Annotated in this window: 18 protein-coding genes and 6 tRNA genes; 14 read left to right on the top strand and 10 right to left on the bottom strand. The window is 72.8% G+C overall.

The genetic code is table 11. The annotated features are described in order from the left end of the window. Window positions 1–112: 112 nt before the first annotated feature. The 4 genes from AB0D08_RS08835 to AB0D08_RS08820 form a co-directional block, all read right to left on the bottom strand. Window positions 113–184 (bottom strand) — tRNA-Val (locus tag AB0D08_RS08835). 52 nt (window positions 185–236) lie between these two features. Beyond that, window positions 237–308, bottom strand: a tRNA-Val gene (locus tag AB0D08_RS08830). A gap of 33 nt (window positions 309–341) precedes the next feature. Continuing rightward, window positions 342–415, bottom strand: a tRNA-Cys gene (locus AB0D08_RS08825). Window positions 416–455: 40 nt separating this feature from the next. Then, window positions 456–528: transfer RNA gene (locus tag AB0D08_RS08820), tRNA-Gly, on the bottom strand. Window positions 529–828: 300 nt separating this feature from the next. Between AB0D08_RS08820 and AB0D08_RS08815 the strand changes: the two genes are divergently transcribed. The 3 genes from AB0D08_RS08815 (at window position 829) to AB0D08_RS08805 (ending at window position 3,670) form a co-directional block, all read left to right on the top strand. Beyond that, a complete protein-coding gene (locus AB0D08_RS08815; RefSeq protein WP_359887159.1) occupies window positions 829–1,845 on the top strand; it encodes a chorismate-binding protein in 1,017 nt (338 codons plus the stop codon). 104 nt (window positions 1,846–1,949) lie between these two features. Beyond that, window positions 1,950–2,768, top strand: coding sequence for an aminodeoxychorismate lyase (locus AB0D08_RS08810; RefSeq protein ID WP_359887152.1), 819 nt, complete (start codon window positions 1,950–1,952; stop codon window positions 2,766–2,768). A gap of 59 nt (window positions 2,769–2,827) precedes the next feature. Then, window positions 2,828–3,670: a GNAT family N-acetyltransferase gene (locus AB0D08_RS08805; protein ID WP_359887150.1), complete on the top strand. Its 843-nt coding sequence runs from the start codon at window positions 2,828–2,830 to the stop codon at window positions 3,668–3,670. On the opposite strand, the gene AB0D08_RS08800 is transcribed toward AB0D08_RS08805, so the two are convergent. The 3 genes from AB0D08_RS08800 to AB0D08_RS08790 form a co-directional block, all read right to left on the bottom strand. Further along, window positions 3,664–4,170 carry a DsbA family protein gene (locus tag AB0D08_RS08800; RefSeq protein WP_033823045.1) on the bottom strand — a complete coding sequence of 169 codons (507 nt, stop codon included), beginning with the start codon at window positions 4,168–4,170 and terminating at the stop codon, window positions 3,664–3,666. The genes AB0D08_RS08805 and AB0D08_RS08800 overlap by 7 nt on opposite strands. Before the next feature lie 69 nt (window positions 4,171–4,239). Continuing rightward, window positions 4,240–4,809, bottom strand: a complete 570-nt coding sequence (locus AB0D08_RS08795; protein ID WP_359887147.1) for a CGNR zinc finger domain-containing protein — start codon at window positions 4,807–4,809, stop codon at window positions 4,240–4,242. A 371-nt stretch (window positions 4,810–5,180) separates the two neighbouring features. After that, window positions 5,181–5,594: an SsgA family sporulation/cell division regulator gene (locus AB0D08_RS08790; RefSeq protein WP_030056266.1), complete on the bottom strand. Its 414-nt coding sequence runs from the start codon at window positions 5,592–5,594 to the stop codon at window positions 5,181–5,183. Window positions 5,595–5,789: 195 nt separating this feature from the next. Between AB0D08_RS08790 and AB0D08_RS08785 the strand changes: the two genes are divergently transcribed. The 3 genes from AB0D08_RS08785 (at window position 5,790) to AB0D08_RS08775 (ending at window position 6,633) form a co-directional block, all read left to right on the top strand. Continuing rightward, the gene (locus AB0D08_RS08785) at window positions 5,790–6,230 is read left to right on the top strand and encodes a TIGR02611 family protein (protein ID WP_033823043.1); all 441 of its coding nucleotides are present in this window, start codon (window positions 5,790–5,792) and stop codon (window positions 6,228–6,230) included. 64 nt (window positions 6,231–6,294) lie between these two features. Further along, window positions 6,295–6,366: transfer RNA gene (locus AB0D08_RS08780), tRNA-Val, on the top strand. Between the two features lie 195 nt (window positions 6,367–6,561). Beyond that, window positions 6,562–6,633 (top strand) — tRNA-Val (locus tag AB0D08_RS08775). Window positions 6,634–6,716: 83 nt separating this feature from the next. Here AB0D08_RS08775 and AB0D08_RS08770 read toward each other — a convergent pair. Continuing rightward, window positions 6,717–7,490, bottom strand: coding sequence for a 3'-5' exonuclease (locus AB0D08_RS08770; protein WP_033823042.1), 774 nt, complete (start codon window positions 7,488–7,490; stop codon window positions 6,717–6,719). A 273-nt stretch (window positions 7,491–7,763) separates the two neighbouring features. On the opposite strand from AB0D08_RS08770, the gene thrS reads away from it, so the two are divergent. Both thrS and AB0D08_RS08760 read left to right on the top strand, forming a co-directional pair. Continuing rightward, window positions 7,764–9,743 carry a threonine--tRNA ligase gene (thrS, locus tag AB0D08_RS08765; protein ID WP_359887145.1) on the top strand — a complete coding sequence of 660 codons (1,980 nt, stop codon included), beginning with the start codon at window positions 7,764–7,766 and terminating at the stop codon, window positions 9,741–9,743. A gap of 78 nt (window positions 9,744–9,821) precedes the next feature. Then, window positions 9,822–10,382 (top strand): HIT domain-containing protein, encoded by a 561-nt coding sequence (locus AB0D08_RS08760; RefSeq protein ID WP_033823040.1) that lies wholly within the window; start codon window positions 9,822–9,824, stop codon window positions 10,380–10,382. Window positions 10,383–10,446: 64 nt separating this feature from the next. Here AB0D08_RS08760 and AB0D08_RS08755 read toward each other — a convergent pair whose 3' ends face one another. Continuing rightward, complete coding sequence (locus AB0D08_RS08755; RefSeq protein WP_359887142.1) at window positions 10,447–12,087, bottom strand: hypothetical protein; 1,641 nt, start codon at window positions 12,085–12,087, stop codon at window positions 10,447–10,449. 205 nt (window positions 12,088–12,292) lie between these two features. Between AB0D08_RS08755 and AB0D08_RS08750 the strand changes: the two genes are divergently transcribed. Beyond that, a complete protein-coding gene (locus AB0D08_RS08750; RefSeq protein WP_033823059.1) occupies window positions 12,293–12,715 on the top strand; it encodes a DUF393 domain-containing protein in 423 nt (140 codons plus the stop codon). Between the two features lie 37 nt (window positions 12,716–12,752). Here the strand turns inward: AB0D08_RS08750 and AB0D08_RS08745 are convergent, their stop codons facing one another. After that, window positions 12,753–14,795 carry an elongation factor G gene (locus tag AB0D08_RS08745; protein ID WP_033823039.1) on the bottom strand — a complete coding sequence of 681 codons (2,043 nt, stop codon included), beginning with the start codon at window positions 14,793–14,795 and terminating at the stop codon, window positions 12,753–12,755. 247 nt (window positions 14,796–15,042) lie between these two features. Here AB0D08_RS08745 and pgsA point away from each other — a divergent pair, with 247 nt between their 5' ends. The 5 genes from pgsA (at window position 15,043) to AB0D08_RS08720 (ending at window position 18,804) form a co-directional block, all read left to right on the top strand. Beyond that, entirely contained in the window at window positions 15,043–15,711 is a 669-nt protein-coding gene (pgsA, locus tag AB0D08_RS08740) for a phosphatidylinositol phosphate synthase (RefSeq protein WP_033823038.1), read from the top strand. Continuing rightward, window positions 15,708–16,622 carry a phosphatidylinositol mannoside acyltransferase gene (locus tag AB0D08_RS08735; RefSeq protein WP_033823037.1) on the top strand — a complete coding sequence of 305 codons (915 nt, stop codon included), beginning with the start codon at window positions 15,708–15,710 and terminating at the stop codon, window positions 16,620–16,622. The genes pgsA and AB0D08_RS08735 overlap by 4 nt, the downstream gene beginning before the upstream one ends. After that, a complete protein-coding gene (locus tag AB0D08_RS08730) occupies window positions 16,619–17,800 on the top strand; it encodes a glycosyltransferase family 4 protein (protein WP_033823036.1) in 1,182 nt (393 codons plus the stop codon). Before AB0D08_RS08735 ends, AB0D08_RS08730 begins: the two co-directional genes overlap by 4 nt. A gap of 84 nt (window positions 17,801–17,884) precedes the next feature. Continuing rightward, a complete protein-coding gene (locus AB0D08_RS08725) occupies window positions 17,885–18,247 on the top strand; it encodes an isomerase (RefSeq protein WP_359887139.1) in 363 nt (120 codons plus the stop codon). An 11-nt stretch (window positions 18,248–18,258) separates the two neighbouring features. After that, the gene (locus AB0D08_RS08720) at window positions 18,259–18,804 is read left to right on the top strand and encodes a membrane protein (protein ID WP_033823034.1); all 546 of its coding nucleotides are present in this window, start codon (window positions 18,259–18,261) and stop codon (window positions 18,802–18,804) included. Window positions 18,805–18,817: the final 13 nt, after the last annotated feature.

Genomic DNA, 18,817 nt, shown 5'->3' with positions numbered 1-18,817 from the left:
GGATTGAACCAGTGACCCCTACCGTGTCAAGGTAGTGCTCTCCCGCTGAGCTAATCGCGCTCGTCCGCTGTCACAGTCGCGGTCGTACTGTTCCGGGCCCCGTGGACCCGAGTGCGCGATACTGGGATTGAACCAGTGACCCCTACCGTGTCAAGGTAGTGCTCTCCCGCTGAGCTAATCGCGCTCGTCCGCTGTCACAGTCGCGGTCGTACTGTTCCGGATCTTGTCGATCCGAGTGCGCGATACTGGGATTGAACCAGTGACCCCTACCGTGTCAAGGTAGTGCTCTCCCGCTGAGCTAATCGCGCGGGAAGGACCCCCGGCGAACCAGGGGCACCTCTTGGAGGTGGAGACGGGATTTGAACCCGTGTACACGGCTTTGCAGGCCGTTGCCTCGCCTCTCGGCCACTCCACCAGGCAACTTCTGAAGAACGATCTTACCCTGTTCCCCATCGAGCGGACGACGAGATTCGAACTCGCGACCCTCACCTTGGCAAGGTGATGCTCTACCAACTGAGCCACGTCCGCCTGTCTCCCGGCCGCTTCCCCGATCTTTCTCGGCTCCGCGTCCCGGCGACGTGTTGAACTCTAGCGGATTCCCGGGCCAGCTAAAAATCCGTTCCCGCAGCGTGGCGCGGGGGTGGCCCCGAGGTGGCGGTTCGTCAGCCGGATCGGCCGTCCGGGGCACGGCGTCCCGCGGGACGCCGACCTACACTTCAGGCACCGGGGCCGCACCCCGGCCCGCGCGCCCGCACCCGGGCAGCAGTACCGAATCCGCGCAGGAGAACCGTGTCCGGCCGCACCGCCCAGCTCAGCCCCGACCAGCCGATGGCCCGCTTCGGCGGACTCCTCGCGACCGGGCTGCGCGAGGTGACCTCGGACCCGGCCGCGCTGGACTCGGCCGGCTTCTGGGCCGTCGCGTACGACTTCGAGGGCCGGCTGGTCTGCGCCCGCTTCGACGAACTCCACCCGGACCTGGCGCCGCCGCGCACCGACCGCTGGCTCGGACCGTCCCCGGACGCCTGGCACAGCTCCCTGGACCGGACCGCCTACACCGCGGGCGTGCGCCGCATCCGCGAGCACATCGCGGCCGGCGAGGTCTACCAGGCCAACCTGTGCCGGGTGCTGTCCGCGCCGCTGCCCGACCCGGAGCGCACCGACATCGACGCCCTCACCGGTCTGCTCGCCCACGGGAACCCGGCGCCGTACGCAGGAACGATCCGGCTCCCCTCGCACGGGGTGGAGATCGCCACCGCCTCGCCGGAGCTCTTCCTGCGCCGCGTCGGCGACACCGTCTCCTCCGGCCCGATCAAGGGCACCGGCCGGACCGAGCACGACCTGCTGGAGAAGGACCACGCCGAGAACGTCATGATCGTCGACCTGGTCCGCAACGACCTGGGCCGGGTCTGCGAGACCGGCAGCGTCACCGTGCCGGACCTGTGCGTGGTGGAGAAGCACCCCGGCCTGGTCCACCTGGTCTCGACCGTCCAGGGCACCCTGCGCGCGGACGCCGGCTGGCCAGGCCTGCTGGCCGGCACCTTCCCGCCCGGCTCGGTCACCGGTGCCCCCAAGTCCAGCGCCTTGCGGATCATCGAAGCCCTGGAGACCTCGCCGCGCGGACCGTACTGCGGCGCCGTCGGCTGGGTCGACGCCGACCGGGGCGAGGCCGAACTGGCCGTCGGCATCCGCACCTTCTGGATCGACCGGAGCGACGGCCGTCCGGTCCTGCGGTTCGGCACCGGCGCCGGCATCACCTGGGGCTCCGACCCCGAGCGCGAGTGGGACGAGACCGAGCTCAAGGCCTCCCGGCTGGTCGCGATAGCGTCGGGCACCCACGTCTACTGAGCCCCACGTCCACCGAGCCCCGCATCCCCCGAGCCCGCGCACCGATCCCCCCGTGCCGCCACCCCCGGCACCCACCACGGCACCCACCCGAGGAGCAGCGCCCGATGAAGATCTGGGTCAACGGATCCCTGGCGGAGAGCGACACCGCGGCGCTCTCCGTGCTCGACCACGGCCTCACCGTCGGAGACGGCGTGTTCGAGACCGTGAAGGCCGCCGACGGCCGGACCTTCGCGCTCACCCGCCACCTCGACCGGCTCACCCGCTCCGCCCGCGGCCTCGGCCTGCCCGACCCGGACCACGCCGTGCTGCGCGAGGCCTGCGCCCAGGTCCTCGCGGCCAACCCGATGCCGCTCGGCCGGCTCCGGATCACCTACACCGGCGGCACCTGCCCGCTCGGCTCCGAGCGCGGTGACCAGCCGCCGAGCCTGGTGGTCGCCCTCGACACCGCCAAGCGCCGGCCGGACACCACCGCAGTGGTCACCGTCCCCTGGCGCCGCAACGAGCACAGCGCGGTCGCCGGCCTGAAGACCACCTCGTACGCCGAGAACGTGGTCGCCCTCGCCGCCGCCCACCGGGCCGGCGCCTCCGAGGCGCTGTTCGCCAACACCGCGGGGCTGCTCTGCGAGGGCACCGGCTCCAACGTCTTCCTGGTCGTCGACGGCCAGTTGCTCACCCCGACCCTGGCCTCCGGCTGCCTGGCCGGCATCACCCGGCAGCTGACCGTGGACTGGACCGGCGCCGAGGAGCGGGACCTGCCGTTCGAGGTGCTCTTCGAGGCCGAGGAGGTCTTCCTGACCTCCACCCTGCGCGACGTCCAGGCGGTGTCCCGGATCGACGGACACGAACTGCCCGCCCCCGGCCCGGCCACCCTCAAGGCGATGGCCCAGTTCGCCGAGCGCAGCGCGGACGACCTCGACCCCTGAGCCCGCGCGGGGTGCCCGACCGGTGGTAGAACCGGGCCCCCACCGGGAAGGGAGCCCCCATGACCACCACCCTGCGCCCCGAGGGCGACGAGCACCCCTGGCCCGGCGGCGGCCGCAGCCGGCGCTGGCAGATCCGGGTCAACGGCCGCCCGGTCGGCGGCCTGCGCACCACGGCACTGCCCCGCGGCGACCAGTGGTGGGGTGAGATCTCCGAACTGGAGGTGGTCGAGGGCCGCCGGCGCGGCCGGGCCACCATCGGTGCGCTGGCCGCCGAGGAGGTGCTGCGCGGCTGGGGGTGCAGCCGGGTCGACGTGGCGGTGCCGGCCGATGCGCGGGCCGCCCTCGGCCTGGCCCGCGCGCTCGGCTACACCGAGCGGATGCGCAACATGGCCAAGCGGCTCACCGCCCCGCCCGAGCTGCCGCCGGGCCTGACGGTCCATCGGATCGGCCCCTCGGAGTACGAGGAGTGGCTGGCCGAGGCCCGGGCCGGCTACCTCGCCGACCTGACCGCCTCCGGGCTGACCCCGGCCCAGGCCCGGGCCAAGTCGGACGCCGACCACCTTCAGGTGCTGCCCCGCCGGGAGGCCACCGAAGGCGTGGCGCTGCGGCAGCTACGGGACGCCGGGGGCAGCACCGTGGGCAGTCTCTGGGTGGCCCTGAGACAGGGCACCGGGCCCGACGGCGGGCCGCTCGCCTGGGTGATGGTCGTCCAGGTCGACGAGGCGCACCGGCGCCGCGGCCACGGCCGCGCCCTGATGCTGGTCGCCGAACGCGAATGCCTGGCGGCCGGCGTCCACCACCTCGGCCTGAACGTGTTCAGCAGCAACGAGAGCGCCGCCGCGCTCTACACCTCGCTCGGCTACCGGGTCACCCTGCGGGTGCTCGGCAAGCCGCTCTACTGACCGGCCGCCCGGTGCTGCTCGATCAGCTCGACGATCTGCGCGCGCAGCCCGTCCTGGCTCTTGCCGCCGTCCAGCCGCCGGCCGGCGATCACATAGGTGGGCGTGCCGCTCACCCCGATCGCCTTGCCCTCGGCCTGGTCGGCGTCGACGAGCAGCATGTGCCGGCCGTCGATCAGCGCCAGGTCGACCTCGTCGGCGTCCAGCCCGATCTCCTCGGCCACCGCCACCAGGAACTTCGCCCCGCCCCGCTCCAGCTCCGCGATCCGGCCGAGCACGGCCTCCACGTACTCCCAGCCGCGGCCCTGGTCGAAGGCCTCCTGGGCGGCCTCGGCGGCCTGGTAGGCGTGCTTGTGCTTCTCCAGCGGGAAGTGCCGCAGCTCGACGGTGAGGGAGTCGCCGTACTGCGCGCGCAGCGCCCGCACGTCGTCCAGGGCGGTGCGGCAGTCCGGGCACTGGAGCTCGCACCAGAGCTCGAGGCGGGGGAGGGGGGCTTCGGTCATGGCCCCAGTCTCCCACCGGGCCGCGCCGGCCTGGACGACGTGCGGGCGCTGACCGGGCCGGGAACGGCCTCAGCCGGTGGCGACCGTCTCCGCGGAGCGCTGCCGGGCCCGGTAGGCGGCGACGTGCAGCCGGTTCCCGCAGGTCCGGCTGTCGCAGTAGCGGCGGGAGCGGTTGCGCGAGAGGTCGACGAAGACCCGGGCGCAGTCTGGCGCCTCGCAGCGGCGCAGCCGCTCGCGCTCGCCGGCCATCACGATGAAGGCCAGCGCCATCCCGAGCTCCGCCGCCAGGTGGTCCCCGAGGGCGGCGTGCGGGGCGAAGTAGTGGATGTGCCAGCCGTGGTGGTCGTGGTTGGTCAGCCGGGGCGTGGTGCCGGCCGCCGCCACCACGGCGTTGACCAGTTCGGCGGCCCGGTCGGTGGAGCCCGCCGAGAACACCTCGCGCAGCCGGCCGCGGAGCTGCTGGACGGCGGCCAGGTCGGCGGCGGTGAGAGCGTCGACCTCGCTGATCTCCTGGCGCACCACGAACCCGGCCAGCGCGGCCAGGTCCGGCAGCTGCTCGGCGCCGCACGCCTCGGGCGCGGTGTTGAGCAGCTCGACCAGAATGCTCAGGGCGCACTCGGTGTCATGGGTGATCAGCACGTGGGGGCTCCTCACGCGGCGGGGGCCGGTGCCTCCCGCGTCGGTCATCACCTGTGACTCTACCGGGAGCCACCGTCACCCGGCGGTGAACGGGCAGGTACGCGCCAGCCCGGCGGCCGGGCGCCGGGCCGCAGCGACGCCGACGGCGCGGCCGCCACACCCGGTGAGGGGTGGAGGCCGCGCCGCCGGGCGCGTTCCTCGCCGCGGTCGCGGCGGACTGTCGCCCGCCGTGGCCGCGGATGGTGCTCCTCGCTCTGGGCCGCCCCCGGTGCCGCCGCAGGGCGGCCCGGTGCGCGTCCGTGCCCCCGAGTTGGACGGACGCAGTGTGAGGTTCGCCCCGCCGCTCGCCGGCGGCGGGCACCCCGGTCGGATCAGCTCTCGGCGAGGATGTGGGACAGCTCCCGGTCGAGGTCGAAGTGACGGTGTTCGGTGCCGGGCGGCACGGCGGCGTCGGTGCGCTTGAGGAACGACTCGAGCGCACGTGCCGGGGCTTCCAGCAGTGCTTCTCCTTCCGGAGAGCTCAGGGCGATGCAGACCACCCCCTGTCCATGGCTGCGCGAGGGCCACACCCGCACGTCGCCGGTGCCGGTGGGTCGGTGCAGCCCCTCCGCGAGGAGGTCACGGGCGAACACCCACTCAACGGTCTCGTCGGCACCGGTGTGGAACGTCGCGTGCACGGCATAGGGGTCGGCGGTGTCGTAGCGCAGGCCCGCGGGGACGGGCAGTGAGGACTCGCTGGACACGATGAGGCGCAGGTGCAGCTCGCAGCTGACCGTGGTGTTCATAAGCGCCAGGGCCTTTCGCTCAGTGTGCGCTCGGGGAATCGCACGTCGGCGAACGGACCATCCCACCTCTAAGCCCGCTGTAAACCCGTCTGTCCCGATTCAGGTGCGAGTCGTACCCCTTCCGGCGCATTGCGGAATCGCCACGGCCACCCCGCTCGCCCCCGTCCCGCCCGGAACTCGGGTACTTTTCGCGGCATGGCTGTACGAAGTGACAAGGAACAGGCTGTGACGGCCGGCGACGACGGCCCCGGCGGCGGTGGCGGCGACGCCGGGGACCGGTGGACCGGCTCCCGGGCGCCGCGGTTCGTCCGGCGCTCGCCCGCGCTGCACCAGAGCTGGCGGGTGATCGTCTTCGTGGCGGGGCTGGCGGTGGTCGTGCTGGGTGTCGCGATGCTGCCGCTGCCCGGTCCCGGCTGGGTGGTCATCTTCCTGGGCATGGGCATCTGGGCGACCGAGTTCGAGTGGGCCCGCCGGGTTCTGCGCTGGACCAGGCAGAAGGTGGCCGAGGCGGCCCACCGGGCGATGGACCCGAAGGTCCGCCGCCGCAACCTGGTGATCACCGCGCTGGTGGTGGCGGCGCTCGCCGCGGGCGTCGGCTGGTACCTGTGGCGCTACGGGGCGGCGCTGCCCTGGTAGCCGGGGCCCGCCCGGGGAGTGTTCGGAGCACCCCCGCAGATGGGGTAATGTTTTCCCTGCACCCGGGCGATTAGCTCAGCGGGAGAGCACTTCGTTCACACCGAAGGGGTCACTGGTTCGATCCCAGTATCGCCCACCGGAATGCAGAGTAAGGCGTAGGGCCCCGGCCATTCATTGGCCGGGGCCCTTGCTTTTTATATCTGCGGCCGTAACTCCTGATGCCTATTCACCAGTGGGGTGCGCAGCGGGATCTGTGGGGGCGTCGGGCCGGGCCGGTGGAAGCGGATTGCGGACCCAGGGCCAAGTAGTGCTAGTCTTCTTCTCGTTGCCCGGGCGATTAGCTCAGCGGGAGAGCACTTCGTTCACACCGAAGGGGTCACTGGTTCGATCCCAGTATCGCCCACCGAGCACAACAGTCAGGCCCCGACCACCAGTTGGTCGGGGCCTGACTGCTGTTCGGGGCCCCCTCGGGGCGCCCCCGGGCGTTCAGGCCGCCAGCTCGCAGCGGTGGTCGGCGGTCAGGGTACGGCCGCAGCCGCACCGGGCCGGCCGCAGCGGCCAGGCGAAGTCGACCCGCTCCTCGCTGCCCGACCGCTCGAACCACCGCTGCAGGCCGCGGGCCTGGGCCGCGTGCCAGACGGCCTGGCGCAGGTGGAGCTCCGGCGGGGTCAGCGTGCCGAGCCGGTCCGGGAAGCGGGAGCCGAGGGCGCGCACCAGGTTGAGCGCCGCGGTGGCGTCCGCGGCGGCGTCGTGGGCGCCGACCAGGCTGATGTCGTAGTGCGCGCACAGGTCGGTCAGGGTGCGCCGGCCCTTGCGGTAGCGGTCCACGTGCTTGTCCAGCACCCACGGGTCCAGCACCAGGAGTTCGGTGCCGGCCAGGCCGGCGGCCAGCGAGCCGCCGCGGTGCCGGCGCAGCTCGCGGTCGAGCAGGGTGAGGTCGTACGGGGCGTTCATCACCACCACCGGGACGCCGGCCAGGGCCTGTTCGGCCAGCGCGCGGGCGATCTCGCCGACCACCGCGCGGGCCGGGCGGCCGTGGGCGCGGACCTGCTCGTCGCTGATGCCGTGCACGGCGCGGGCGCCGTCGGGGATCGGCACCCCCGGGTCGGCGAGCCAGGTGGTGGTGCGGGCGGGCAGGCCGGGGGCGCGTTGCAGGACCAGGGCGGCGGAGACGATCCGGTCGGACTCGACGTCCACGCCGGTGGTCTCGGTGTCGAATGAGGCGAGCGGACCTTCGTACCAGTGCCGAGACTGCTGCATGACTGCCCCTCACGGTGCCACCTGGCGGGGCGCGGCGCTCCGCCGAGGACCAGCGGCGCGCCGCGCCCAGCGGCGTTACGCAGTGGTGATACCGCAGTTGACGGCCGCTCAATCCCCGTCGCGGACCGGTCGCCCGCCGGGGCGGTGTCACGGAACGTGAGGGCGGTGTCACTGGTGCGCCGGGGTGGTATCGGTGCACGGCGGACGGCCCCGTCCCGTTACCATCGGGTTGCGCAGCAGAGTGCTGCGGCACACAGATGTCAGGAGAGACCGGTGACCGACGTCCGGATCATCATCAACCGCGAACCCGATCGGGAAGAGCGCGTGGTGACCACGGGCACCACCGCCGCCGATCTCTTCGCCGACGACCGCTCGATCATCGCGGCGCGGGTGGCGGGCGCGCTGAAGGACCTCGCGTACCAGGTGCAGGACGGCGACGAGGTCGAGCCGGTCGAGATCTCCAGCAAGGACGGCCTGGACATCCTGCGGCACTCCACCGCGCACGTGATGGCGCAGGCCGTGCAGCAGCTCTTCCCGGAGGCCAAGCTCGGCATCGGCCCGCCGGTCAAGGACGGCTTCTACTACGACTTCGACGTCGAGAAGCCCTTCCACCCCGATGACCTCAAGGCCATCGAGAAGAAGATGCAGGAGATCATCAAGCGCGGGCAGAGGTTCTCCCGCCGTGCGGTCACCGACGAGGCCGCCCGCGAGGAGCTGGCCGCCGAGCCGTACAAGCTGGAGCTGATCGGCCTCAAGGGCAGCGCCGCGACCGCCGGCGAGGGCGCCGACGTCGAGGTCGGCGCCGGCGAGCTGACCATCTACGACAACCTGGACGCCAAGTCCGGCGAGCACTGCTGGGGCGACCTCTGCCGCGGCCCGCACCTGCCCAGCACCCGGCACATCCCGGCCTTCAAGCTGATGCGCAACGCGGCCGCCTACTGGCGCGGCAGCGAGAAGAACCCGATGCTGCAGCGCATCTACGGGACCGCCTGGCCGACCAAGGACGAGCTGAAGGCGCACCTGGAGTTCCTGGAGGAGGCCGCCAAGCGCGACCACCGCAAGCTCGGCAGCGAGCTCGACCTCTTCTCCATTCCGGAGGAGATCGGCTCCGGCCTCGCGGTCTTCCACCCCAAGGGCGGCGTGATGCGCCGGGTGATGGAGGACTACTCGCGCAAGCGCCACGAGGAGTCCGGCTACGAGTTCGTCTACTCGCCGCACGCCACCAAGGGCACCCTGTTCGAGCTCTCCGGCCACCTGGACTGGTACGCCGACGGCATGTACCCGCCCATGAAGCTCGACGGCGAGACGGACTACTACCTCAAGCCGATGAACTGCCCGATGCACAACCTGATCTACCGCTCGCGCGGGCGGTCGTACCGCGAACTGCCCCTGCGGCTCTTCGAGTTCGGCACCGTGTACCGGTACGAGAAGTCGGGCGTGGTGCACGGCCTGACCCGGGCCCGCGGCTTCACCCAGGACGACGCGCACATCTACTGCACCCGTGAGCAGATGGCGGACGAGCTGGACTCGCTGCTCACCTTCGTGCTGAACCTGCTGCGCGACTACGGCCTGAACGACTTCTACCTGGAGCTCTCGACCAAGGACCCGGAGAAGTTCATCGGGTCGGACGAGGACTGGGAGGAGGCCACCGAGACCCTGCGGGCGGCCGCCGAGAAGCAGGGCCTGGAGCTCGTCCTCGACCCGGCCGGTGCGGCGTTCTACGGCCCGAAGATCTCGGTGCAGGCCAAGGACGCGATCGGGCGGACCTGGCAGATGTCGACCATCCAGGTCGACTTCCAGCTGCCGCAGCGCTTCGAGCTGGAGTTCCAGGGCTCGGACGGCAACCGGCAGCGGCCCGTCATGATCCACCGGGCGCTGTTCGGCTCGATCGAGCGGTTCTTCGCGGTGCTGCTGGAGCACTACGCCGGCGCCATGCCGCCGTGGCTGGCCCCGGTCACCGTGGTCGGCATCCCGATCACCGACGAGCACATCCCGTACCTGCGCGAGGTCGCGGCCGAGCTGAAGAAGCACGGTATCCGGGTCGAGGTGGACGCCTCGGACGACCGGATGCAGAAGAAGATCCGCAACGCGCAGAAGCAGAAGGTCCCCTTCATGCTGATCGCGGGCAACGACGACGTCGAGGCGGGTGCGGTCTCCTTCCGCTACCGCAACGGCGAGCAGAAGAACGGCGTCCCGGTGGCCGAGGCGGTCGCCGAGATCGTCGACGCCGTGGAGCGCCGCATCCAGGTGTGATCCGGCGGCGGTGGCACGGTGCGGGGCAGGCTCGAACGAGTCTGCCCCGCACTGGTTTCCCGGCGGGCTCCGGCGCCTATGCTGATCAGCATGACGAGCGAGCCGGAACTGCAGCAGGGCGTGGGGGAGCCGGACGGCTTCCAGCGCCTGTGGACCCCCCACCGGATGGCGTACATCCAGGGTGAGAACAAGCCCACCGGGCCGGCCCCCGGCGACGGCTGCCCGTTCTGCTCGATCCCCGAGCTCAGCGACGAGGACGGGTTGATCATCGCGCGCGGCGGCTCGGTCTTCGCGGTGCTCAACCTGTACCCGTACAACGGCGGCCACCTGATGGTCGTCCCCTACCGGCACGTCGCCGACTACACCGACCTCGACCCGGCGGAGACCGCCGAGCTGGCCGACTACACCAAGCGCGCGATGACCGCGCTGCGGGCCGCGGCCGGCGCGCACGGCTTCAACATCGGGATGAACCAGGGCGCCGCGGCCGGTGCCGGGATCGCCGCCCACCTGCACCAGCACGTGGTGCCGCGCTGGGGCGGGGACACCAACTTCATGCCGGTGGTCGGCCACACCAAGGTGCTGCCGCAACTGCTCGCCGACACCCGCAAGATGCTGGCCGAGCTCTGGCCGCAGGACTGAGCCGGACCGCCCACGCAAGAGGGCCGGCCCCACCGGGACCGGCCCTCTTCCGTGCGCCGCCGGGTCAGCCGGCGTCGTAGCGGTCCGCGTGGTACGGACGGGCGCCCTGCATCTCGGACTTCATGATGTTCGAGCGGTTGGTGAAGCGGTCGGTGGAGACGTCGTGCTCGTCCAGGAAGTCCATCGTTGCGGCCAGGATGACGTTCACCACCGGGGTCGCCCCCTGGATCACGTCGTCCGACTTGAACCGGCTCGGCCAGGTCTTGTCCGCCCAGGACGCGCGCAGGCTGAACGGCTCCGGCAGCCCGACCGAGCCGCCCAGCCAGGTGAGCAGGGTCGGGATGCGCATGAACGGCGCCCGCACCGCCTGCCGGACCACCTCGTCGTTGTCCACCAGGGAGAGCTGGACGGTCTGCTCCTCCCAGAACCGGACCGGCTTGGCGACGTTCTTCTCCTTGGGCTTGGGCTTGCCCGTGAAGTAGCCGGCGATCGGCCCCAGCGCGTGGCCGGCCACGCTGACCCGCAGGTTGTTGTGCAGCACCGAGATGTCCACCAGCAGGGTCGCCACCAGCTGGCCCTTGTGCAGCACGAACTGCACCGCGATCCGGTGCCGCAGGTCGGTGCCGTAGGTCTGCCGATTGGCCACCTCGCCGACGGCGAAGTCGCGCATCCGGAAGCCGTCCATCTCGCTGCCGCCGGGCCGGCCGATCTCGTCCGCGCCCTCCGGGATGTCCTGGACCACCCACTGGTGGACGGCGGGCCGGGGCATCGCGCCGTTCGGGATCTCGCTGGTGGCCAGCGAGCCGAGCCGGTCGGCGATCTTGCGGGCCAGGTCGTAGATGTGGAAGGTGCGGAAGTCCTCGTGGCCCTCGGCGGGCCGCAGGTCCTCGGAGAGGTCCCAGTTCGCCCAGCGGGCGCCGACCCCCAGGATGCCCTTGGTGCCGGCGTAGTGGTGGACGTTGGTCTCCTGCTCCGCCGTCAGACGGTCCAGCGAGCCCTTGAGTTCGGTGGCCTTCTTGTCGAGGTGGTCCCGGGGGACCGCCTTGGGCACGGTGGCGGCGACCGCACTGCCCTCGACCAGACCGCCCCAGCGCGAACGGAGTTCGACCGTGGAGCGCAGCGCGATCCGCTTGGCCAGGAACCAGCCGGCCACCGGGCCCAGCATCATGACCCGGAAGTACAGCCCCCAGACCCCGCCGACCGGCGGCCGGACGGCGAACAGCACGGCCAGCGCGGCGGCGGCCAGCAGGGCCAGGGTGCCGAAGAAGCCGTCGCGGGCCGAACCGGCCTTGGCGAAGTACGCGCGCACCTGGTAGGCGGCCAGCCAGATCAGGGTGCCGGGCAGGAAGATCCCGCCGCAGAGCAAAGTGACGGTGCTGAGCTGGCGGTCCCGGGCGTCCCGCAGGTCCTGGGCGGCCAGGCAGTGCTCGACCACCATCCGGACGTCGGTGCCGAAGGAGGGCACCAGCGGATTGCGCTTGGGCGGCAGGGTGCGGTCGAGCAGGGCGCGGCTGAAGGCCTCACCGGCGCTCGGCCGGAAGAGGGCGAACTTGCCCTCCTTGACCTTGACCCCGGCGAGGTCGCCGAGCACCTTGTAGTCGCCGTCGCGGTAGGCCGCCGAGGAGAGCGCCTGGGTGACCGCGGTCTGGTTGCCGACGTCCGTCCGGGGTATCTGCGCACCCGGGGTCATGTCGAGCTGGCTCACTGTGGCAGGCCCTCCTCCCCTTGTCAGCGGCAGGTTACCGTGCCGCCGCCCCGTCGCGTGGATGATCGTCTGAACCGCTGTCACATCTCGGCCACCACCGGTCCCGTCCCTGATGGTGCCCGTTCGCGGCGCGCTTCGATCCTCCGCCGATCGGTTGTCTTCCGGGGGCGTCCGGATGAGGCAGGATCGGGGCATGGCTGAGGACATGCGGCGGGACCCGGTACTGGTCTTCGACGGCGACTGCGGTTTCTGCACCACCTGCGTCAACTTCGCGGAGCGCTACCCGCGGGCGACCCTCGCCTCGGGCGGCTGGAGCGCCGTGCCGTACCAGTTCGCCGACCTGGCGGCGCTGGACCGGCGGGCCGGCGGACGCGGCCTGGTCACCGAGGAGCGGGCCGGGCAGGAGGTGCTGTGGGTGACGCCGACCGGCGAGGTGTACGGGGGCGCGCAGGCGGCCGCCCGGCTGCTGCTGCGCTCCGGCGGCGCCTGGGCGTACCTGGGCGGGTTCCTCACGCTGGCGCCGGTACGGCCGCTGGCGGCGGCGGTCTACCGCTTCACGGCCCGCAACCGCCACCGCTTCCCGGGCGGCACCGCGGCCTGCGCGCTGCCGCGGCGCGGACGCGGCTGACACCCGTCCGCGCCCGGGCTCCTCGTGGGCGCCGCGTTCAGGAGGCCTTCTCGTAGCGGGCCGCGACCGCCGCCGGCATCGGTGCGTGCCGCAGGTAGCTGCGGGAGAAGCTGCCGGTGCCGTGCGAGAGCGAGCGCAGGTCCACCGGGTAGTGGGTCAGCTCGATCTCGGGGACCTCGGCCCGGACCAGGCTGAGACCCGGGCCGCAGGGCTCGGTGCCCAGTACGTGCCCGCGCCGGGCGGACAGGTCGCTCAGCACGGCGCCCTGGTACTCGTCGGGCAGCATCACCTGGACCTCGTCGACGGGTTCCAGCAGCTGTACCTTGGCCTGGCCGGCGGCCTCCTTGAGGGCGAGCGCGGCCGCGGTCTGGAACGCGGCGTCGGAGGAGTCCACCGAGTGCGCCTTGCCGTCGGTCAGGGTGACCCGGATGTCGGTCACCGGGTAGCCGGCCAGCACCCCGTGGGCGAGCTGGGCCCGTACCCCCTTCTCCACGGACGGGATGAAGTTGCGCGGCACCGAACCGCCGACCACGTGGTCGACGAACTCGAAGCCGCCGCCGGGCAGCGGCTCCACGGTCAGGTCGCAGATCGCGTACTGGCCGTGCCCGCCGGACTGCTTGACGTGCCGGCCGTGGCCCTCGGCCCGGCTGCCGAAGGTCTCCCGCAGCGCCACCCGGTACGGGACCGCGTCCACGTGCACGCCGTAGCGCGAGCGCAGCCGGTCCAGGGCGACCGCCTGGTGGGCCTCGCCGGTGCACCAGAGCACCAGTTGGTGGGTGTCGGGGTTCTGCTCGACCAGCAGCGCCGGGTCCTGGGCGGCGAGCTTGGCGAGGCTCTGCGAGAGCCGGTCCTCGTCGGCCTTGCTGTGCGCCTCGACCGCGACCGGCAGCAGGGACTCCGGCAGCGGCCAGGGCGGGAGCACGTCGGGTCCGGTGGTGAGGGTGTCGCCGGTGCGGGCGCCGGCGAGCTTGGCGACGCAGACGATGTCGCCCGCCGTGCCCTGCCCGACCGGGCGCTGCTGGCGGCCGAACGGGCAGCTCAGGCCGGTGATCCGCTCGTCGGGGCGGCCCGGCAGCCCGACCGTGGTGTCGGGCCGCAGGGTGCCGGAGAACACCCGGGTGAGGCTGAGCCGGCCCACGTACGGGTCCTCGCCGGTGTGGATCACCTGGGCGGCGAGCGGGGCGTCGGCGTCGCAGGCGGGGAGGTCGTCGGCCCGCTCCAGCGGGGAAGGGAAGGCGGCGGCGATCAGGTCGAGCAACTCCTCGGCGCCGGGGGCCGGGCCGCCGGGTTCGGCGGGCGGCGCGGTGGCGAGGACGGGGTGCAGGGTGTCCTGGCGCAGTTCGCGGCGCAGCGCCGCCGTCAGTGCCCCGGTGTCGAGCTCCTCGCCGGCCAGGTAGCGCTCCAGCAGGGTGTCGTCCTCGCCGGCGATGGCCTCGGCCAGCAGGCTGCGCTCGGCGGTCAGGTCGCCGCTGTCGCCCGGGTCGCCGCGGCGGGTGCCGGTGAGCAGTTCGACCGAGCCGGTCAGGTGCCCGTCGGTGAGCGTGTAGTGGTGCAGCGGCAGCAGGGTGTCGGTGCGGCCGTCGGCGAGGTCGGCCCGCAGCGCGGTGAGGGTCTCGTCGAGGCGGACCCGGGCCGCGTTGAGGTGGGTGAGCACGACGGCCCGCGGCAGGCCCGCATCGGCGCACTGGCGCCAGAGCGCGAGTACGGCCGGTCCGACGGGTTCGGTGGCGGAGATCACGAACAGGGCGGCCTCGGCGGCGCGCAGGGCGGCCTGCAGCTCGCCCGCGAAGTCGGCGTAGCCGGGCGCGTCCAGCAGGTTGATCTTGGTGTCGCGCCAGGCGAGCGGGATCAGCGAGAGCTGGACGGAGCGCTGCTGCTGGTGCTCGATCTCCTCGTGGTCGCCGACGGTGGTCCCGTCGGGGACGCTTCCGGCCCTGGTGAGGGCGCCGGCGGTGAGCGCGAGGGACTCCGCCAGCGTGGTCTTGCCGGCCCCGCTGGCGCCGACCAGCACGACGTTGCGCAGCTGGTCGGGGCGCTCGACGGTGGGGGCGGGGCTGTGGGTGACTGTCCGGTCCGGCATGCTCTTCTCACCTCCGTACGCCCCATTGGTCCGTTACTGTCGGGGACGGGGTGATCACGTCCCGTTGGTGCCGAACTGCCCTCGGTGGCGGCCAGTTGGCCCGGGAACCCGCTCGCGGGCGTGGGGCGACGGAGCGCGCGAGCAGCGTGGATACCATTGTCCAGCCGGGTGGGACGATCCGCTCGGCCGCCCGGTGCCGCCAAGGGTCCGGAGCGTGATCCCGAGAATCGGAGCGGTCCGGAAGGCCATGCTCAACAAATACGCGCGTGCCTTCTTCACACGTGTCCTGACGCCGTTCGCCGCCCTGCTGCTCCGCTGGGGTGTGAGCCCGGACGCGGTGACGCTGATCGGTACCGCCGGCTCGGTCGCCGGGGCGCTGGTGTTCTTCCCCCGGGGCGAGTTCTTCTGGGGCACCATCACGATCACCCTGTTCATCTTCTCCGACCTGGTCGACGGCAACATGGCCCGCCAGGCGGGGCGTTCCAGCAAGTGGGGCGCGTTCCTGGACTCCACGCTGGACCGGGTCGCGGACGCGGCGATCTTCGGCGGCCTGGCGATGTGGTACGCCGGGAAGGGCGACAACAACCTGCTCTGCGTGGTCGCGATCTTCTGCCTGGCCAGTGGCCAGGTGGTGTCGTACACCAAGGCGCGCGGCGAGAGCCTGGGCTTCCCGGTGGACGTCTCCGGTCTGGTCGAGCGGGCCGAGCGGCTGGTGATCACGCTGGTCGCGGCCGGTGTCGCGGGGCTGCACACCTTCGGGCTGCCGTACGTGGAGTGGCTGCTGCCGTTCGCGCTGTGGGTGGTGGCGGCGGGCAGCCTGGTGACCATGCTGCAGCGGATCCTGACGGTCCGCCGGGAGTCGATCGAGCTGGACCGGGCCGCCGCGGTGGCGGCCGCGGCCGAGGGGGCGGAGTGAAGGAGCGGTTGGCCGACTCGGCCTACGCGCTGGGCTGGGCGGCCGTGAAGCGGCTGCCCGAGCCGGTGGCGCGCGGCCTGTTCAACCGGATCGCGGACACCGCCTGGCGCAAGCAGGGCAAGGGCGTGCGGCAGTTGGAGGCCAACCTCGCCCGGGTGCACCCGGAGGCGGACGCGGCCCGGCTGCGCGAGCTGTCGCGCGCGGGCATGCGGTCCTACCTGCGGTACTGGATGGAGTCGTTCCGGCTGCCGGCCTGGAGCCTGGCCCGGATCGCCGACGCCATAACGGTGAAGAACCTCGAGCCGCTGAACGAGGCGATGTCGGCGGGGCGCGGCGCGGTCCTGGCGCTGCCGCACATGGCCAACTGGGACCTGGCCGGGGCGTGGATCGCCTCGGCCGGCGGCTACCCGTTCACCACGGTCGCCGAGCGGCTGAAGCCGGAGTCGCTGTTCGACCGGTTCGTGGCCTACCGCGAGGGCCTGGGCATGGAGGTGCTGGCGCTCACCGGCGGCGAGGTCTCGGTGATCGGCACCCTGGCCCGGCGGCTGCGCGCGGGCGGCCTGGTCTGCCTGGTCGGCGACCGGGACCTGTCCGAGGCCGGGATCCAGGTGGACTTCTTCGGTGAGGCGACCCGGATGCCGGCCGGCCCGGCGGCGCTGGCCCAGCAGACCGGCGCGGCGCTGTTCCCGGTGACGCTCTGGTACGACGGTCCGGTGCTGCGGGCCGAGATCCACCCGGAGATCGCGGTGCCGGCCGAGGGCGACCGGCGCTCGCGGACGGCCGCGATGGTCCAGGAGCTGGCCGACGTGTGGGCCGAGGGCATCCGGGAGCACTCGGTGGACTGGCACATGCTGCAGAAGCTGTGGCTGGCGGACCTCACCGGTCCGCGGGCCCCGAGGGGGAGCCAGTGAAGATCGGCATCGTCTGCCCGTACGACTGGGACGTCCCCGGCGGGGTGCAGTTCCACATCCGCGACCTGGCCGAGCACCTGATCGGGCTGGGCCACCAGGTGTCGGTGCTGGCCCCGGCCGAGGACGACGAGGCGCTGCCGCCGTACGTGGTCTCGGCGGGCCGCGCGGTCGCGGTGCCGTACAACGGGTCGGTGGCGCGGCTGAGCTTCGGCATCCTGTCGGCGGCGCGGGTGCGGCGGTGGCTGCACGACGGGCGGTTCGACATCCTGCACGTGCACGAGCCGAACTCGCCGAGCCTGTCGATGCTGGCCGCCTGGTCGGCCTCCGGGCCGATGGTCGGCACCTTCCACACCTCCAACCCGCGCTCCCGGGCGATGATCGCGGCCTCGCCGATCCTGCAGCCCGGCCTGGAGAAGATGAGCGCCCGGATCGCGGTCAGCGAGTACGCCCGGCGCACCCTGGTCGAGCACCTGGGCGGCGACGCGGTGGTCATCCCCAACGGCGTCGACGTGCGGTTCTTCGCGGACGCCGAGCCGGACCCGCGCTGGCAGGGCGCGGCGCCCGACGGCGGGGCCGGCACGATCGGTTTCATCGGCCGGATCAACGAGCCGCGCAAGGGCCTGCCCACGCTGCTGGCGGCGCTGCCGCGGATCCTCGCGGAGCGCCCGGGGGTGCGGCTGCTGGTGGCCGGCAAGGGCGACGAGGAGGAGGCCGTGGCCGGGCTGGCGCCCGAGGTGCGGGCCCAGGTGGAGTTCCTCGGCATGGTCAGCGACGCCGAGAAGGCCCGGCTGCTGCGCAGCGTGGACCTGTACGTGGCGCCCAACACCGGTGGCGAGAGCTTCGGGATCATCCTGGTCGAGGCGATGTCGGCGGGCGCGCCGGTGCTGGCCAGCGACCTGGACGCGTTCCGGCAGGTGCTGGACGGCGGGGCGGCCGGCGAACTGTTCCCGGTGGAGGACGCCGAGGCGCTGGCGGGCGCCGCGGTGAAGCTCCTGGGCAACCCGCAGCGGCTGGCCGAACTGCGGGAAGCGGCCTCGCGGCACGTGCGGCGGTTCGACTGGGAGACGGTCGGTGCGGACATCCTGTCCGTCTACGAGACGGTGACGGACGGCATGCCGCCGGTCGCCGAGGACGAGCGCTCCGGCTGGCGCGAGCGGTTCGGGCTGGCCCGCGACTGAGCCGGGTCCGGCCCACCGGCCCCGCGGGCGGCGCCGGTGGGGGAGGATGGCGCGGTACCGACACCGTGCCCAGGGGAGGGCCCCATGCCGCAGATCACCGTCGACCACTCCGTGGACGTGAAGCTCGACCGGCGGGCGTTCGCCGCCGAACTGCACCCGCTGGTCGGCGAGGTGATCGGCGCGGCGGTGGCGGAGTGCAAGACGCGGTTCCGGCGGGTCGAGGAGAGCTACGTCGGTGACGGTGCCGCCGCCCGCGAGGTGGTGCTGCTGGAGATCCGGATCCTGGACGGCCGAACCGTCGAGCAGCGGACGGCGCTGGCGGAGGCGCTGCTGGGACTGCTGGAGCGCTCCGCGGTGGCCGCCGAGGGGGTCGAACTGCACCTGGCGGTCGATGTGGTGGAGATGGACCGGCGGACCTACCGGAAGTCGGTTTCGGCGGCGGGGTAGCGTAACGGCCTGTGACTACCTGGATCTGGGCCGCCGCGGCCGTCGTGCTGTTCGCCGTCTACCTCAGCTGGACGGCGGGCCGGCTCGACCGGCTGCACGCGCGGATCGACGCGGCGCGGGCCTCGCTCGACGCCCAACTGGTCCGGCGGGCCTCGGTGGCGCTGGAGCTGGCCACCTCCTCGCTGCTGGACCCGGCCGCCTCGATCCTGCTGTACGAGGCCTCGCACGCGGCCCGGCAGAGCGAGGACGAGCACCGCGAGGTGGCCGAGAGCGAGCTGAGCCTCGCGCTGCGCGCGGTGCTGGCCGAGCCCGAGCAGGTGCGGGCGCTGCTGGCGGCGCCCGGCGGGGCCGAGGCGCTGAAGGAGCTGACGGCGGCGGTGCGCCGGGTGCCGATGGCGCGGCGGTTCCACAACGACGCGGTGCGGGCGGCCCGAGCGGTACGCGAGCACCGTCTGGTTCGGTACTTCCGGCTGGCCGGCCGGGCGCCGTTCCCGCTCGCGTTCGAGATGGACGACGAGCCTCCGGCGGCGCTGACCCCGGAAGGCGCTCCGGCCTAGGTCCGGGCTCACC

Source organism: Kitasatospora sp. NPDC048540, assembly GCF_040651175.1.
Lineage (GTDB): Bacteria > Actinomycetota > Actinomycetes > Streptomycetales > Streptomycetaceae > Kitasatospora.
Note: the sequence above shows the minus strand (reverse complement) of the source record. Positions and strands in the feature narration are given on the sequence as shown.

Bases quoted from the DNA above. Each gene is read 5' to 3' on its own strand.
- AB0D08_RS08745 (WP_033823039.1), bottom strand. From the start codon at position 14,795: ATGCCGGACCGGACAGTCACCCACAGCCCCGCCCCCACCGTCGAGCGC.
- AB0D08_RS08810 (WP_359887152.1), top strand. From the start codon at position 1,950: ATGAAGATCTGGGTCAACGGATCCCTGGCGGAGAGCGACACCGCGGCG.
- AB0D08_RS08800 (WP_033823045.1), bottom strand. From the start codon at position 4,170: ATGACCGAAGCCCCCCTCCCCCGCCTCGAGCTCTGGTGCGAGCTCCAG.
- AB0D08_RS08750 (WP_033823059.1), top strand. From the start codon at position 12,293: ATGCGGCGGGACCCGGTACTGGTCTTCGACGGCGACTGCGGTTTCTGC.
- AB0D08_RS08760 (WP_033823040.1), top strand. From the start codon at position 9,822: ATGCTGATCAGCATGACGAGCGAGCCGGAACTGCAGCAGGGCGTGGGG.
- AB0D08_RS08785 (WP_033823043.1), top strand. From the start codon at position 5,790: ATGGCTGTACGAAGTGACAAGGAACAGGCTGTGACGGCCGGCGACGAC.
- AB0D08_RS08815 (WP_359887159.1), top strand. From the start codon at position 829: ATGGCCCGCTTCGGCGGACTCCTCGCGACCGGGCTGCGCGAGGTGACC.
- AB0D08_RS08770 (WP_033823042.1), bottom strand. From the start codon at position 7,490: ATGCAGCAGTCTCGGCACTGGTACGAAGGTCCGCTCGCCTCATTCGAC.
- pgsA (WP_033823038.1), top strand. From the start codon at position 15,043: ATGCTCAACAAATACGCGCGTGCCTTCTTCACACGTGTCCTGACGCCG.
- AB0D08_RS08725 (WP_359887139.1), top strand. From the start codon at position 17,885: ATGCCGCAGATCACCGTCGACCACTCCGTGGACGTGAAGCTCGACCGG.
- AB0D08_RS08805 (WP_359887150.1), top strand. From the start codon at position 2,828: ATGACCACCACCCTGCGCCCCGAGGGCGACGAGCACCCCTGGCCCGGC.
- AB0D08_RS08790 (WP_030056266.1), bottom strand. From the start codon at position 5,594: ATGAACACCACGGTCAGCTGCGAGCTGCACCTGCGCCTCATCGTGTCC.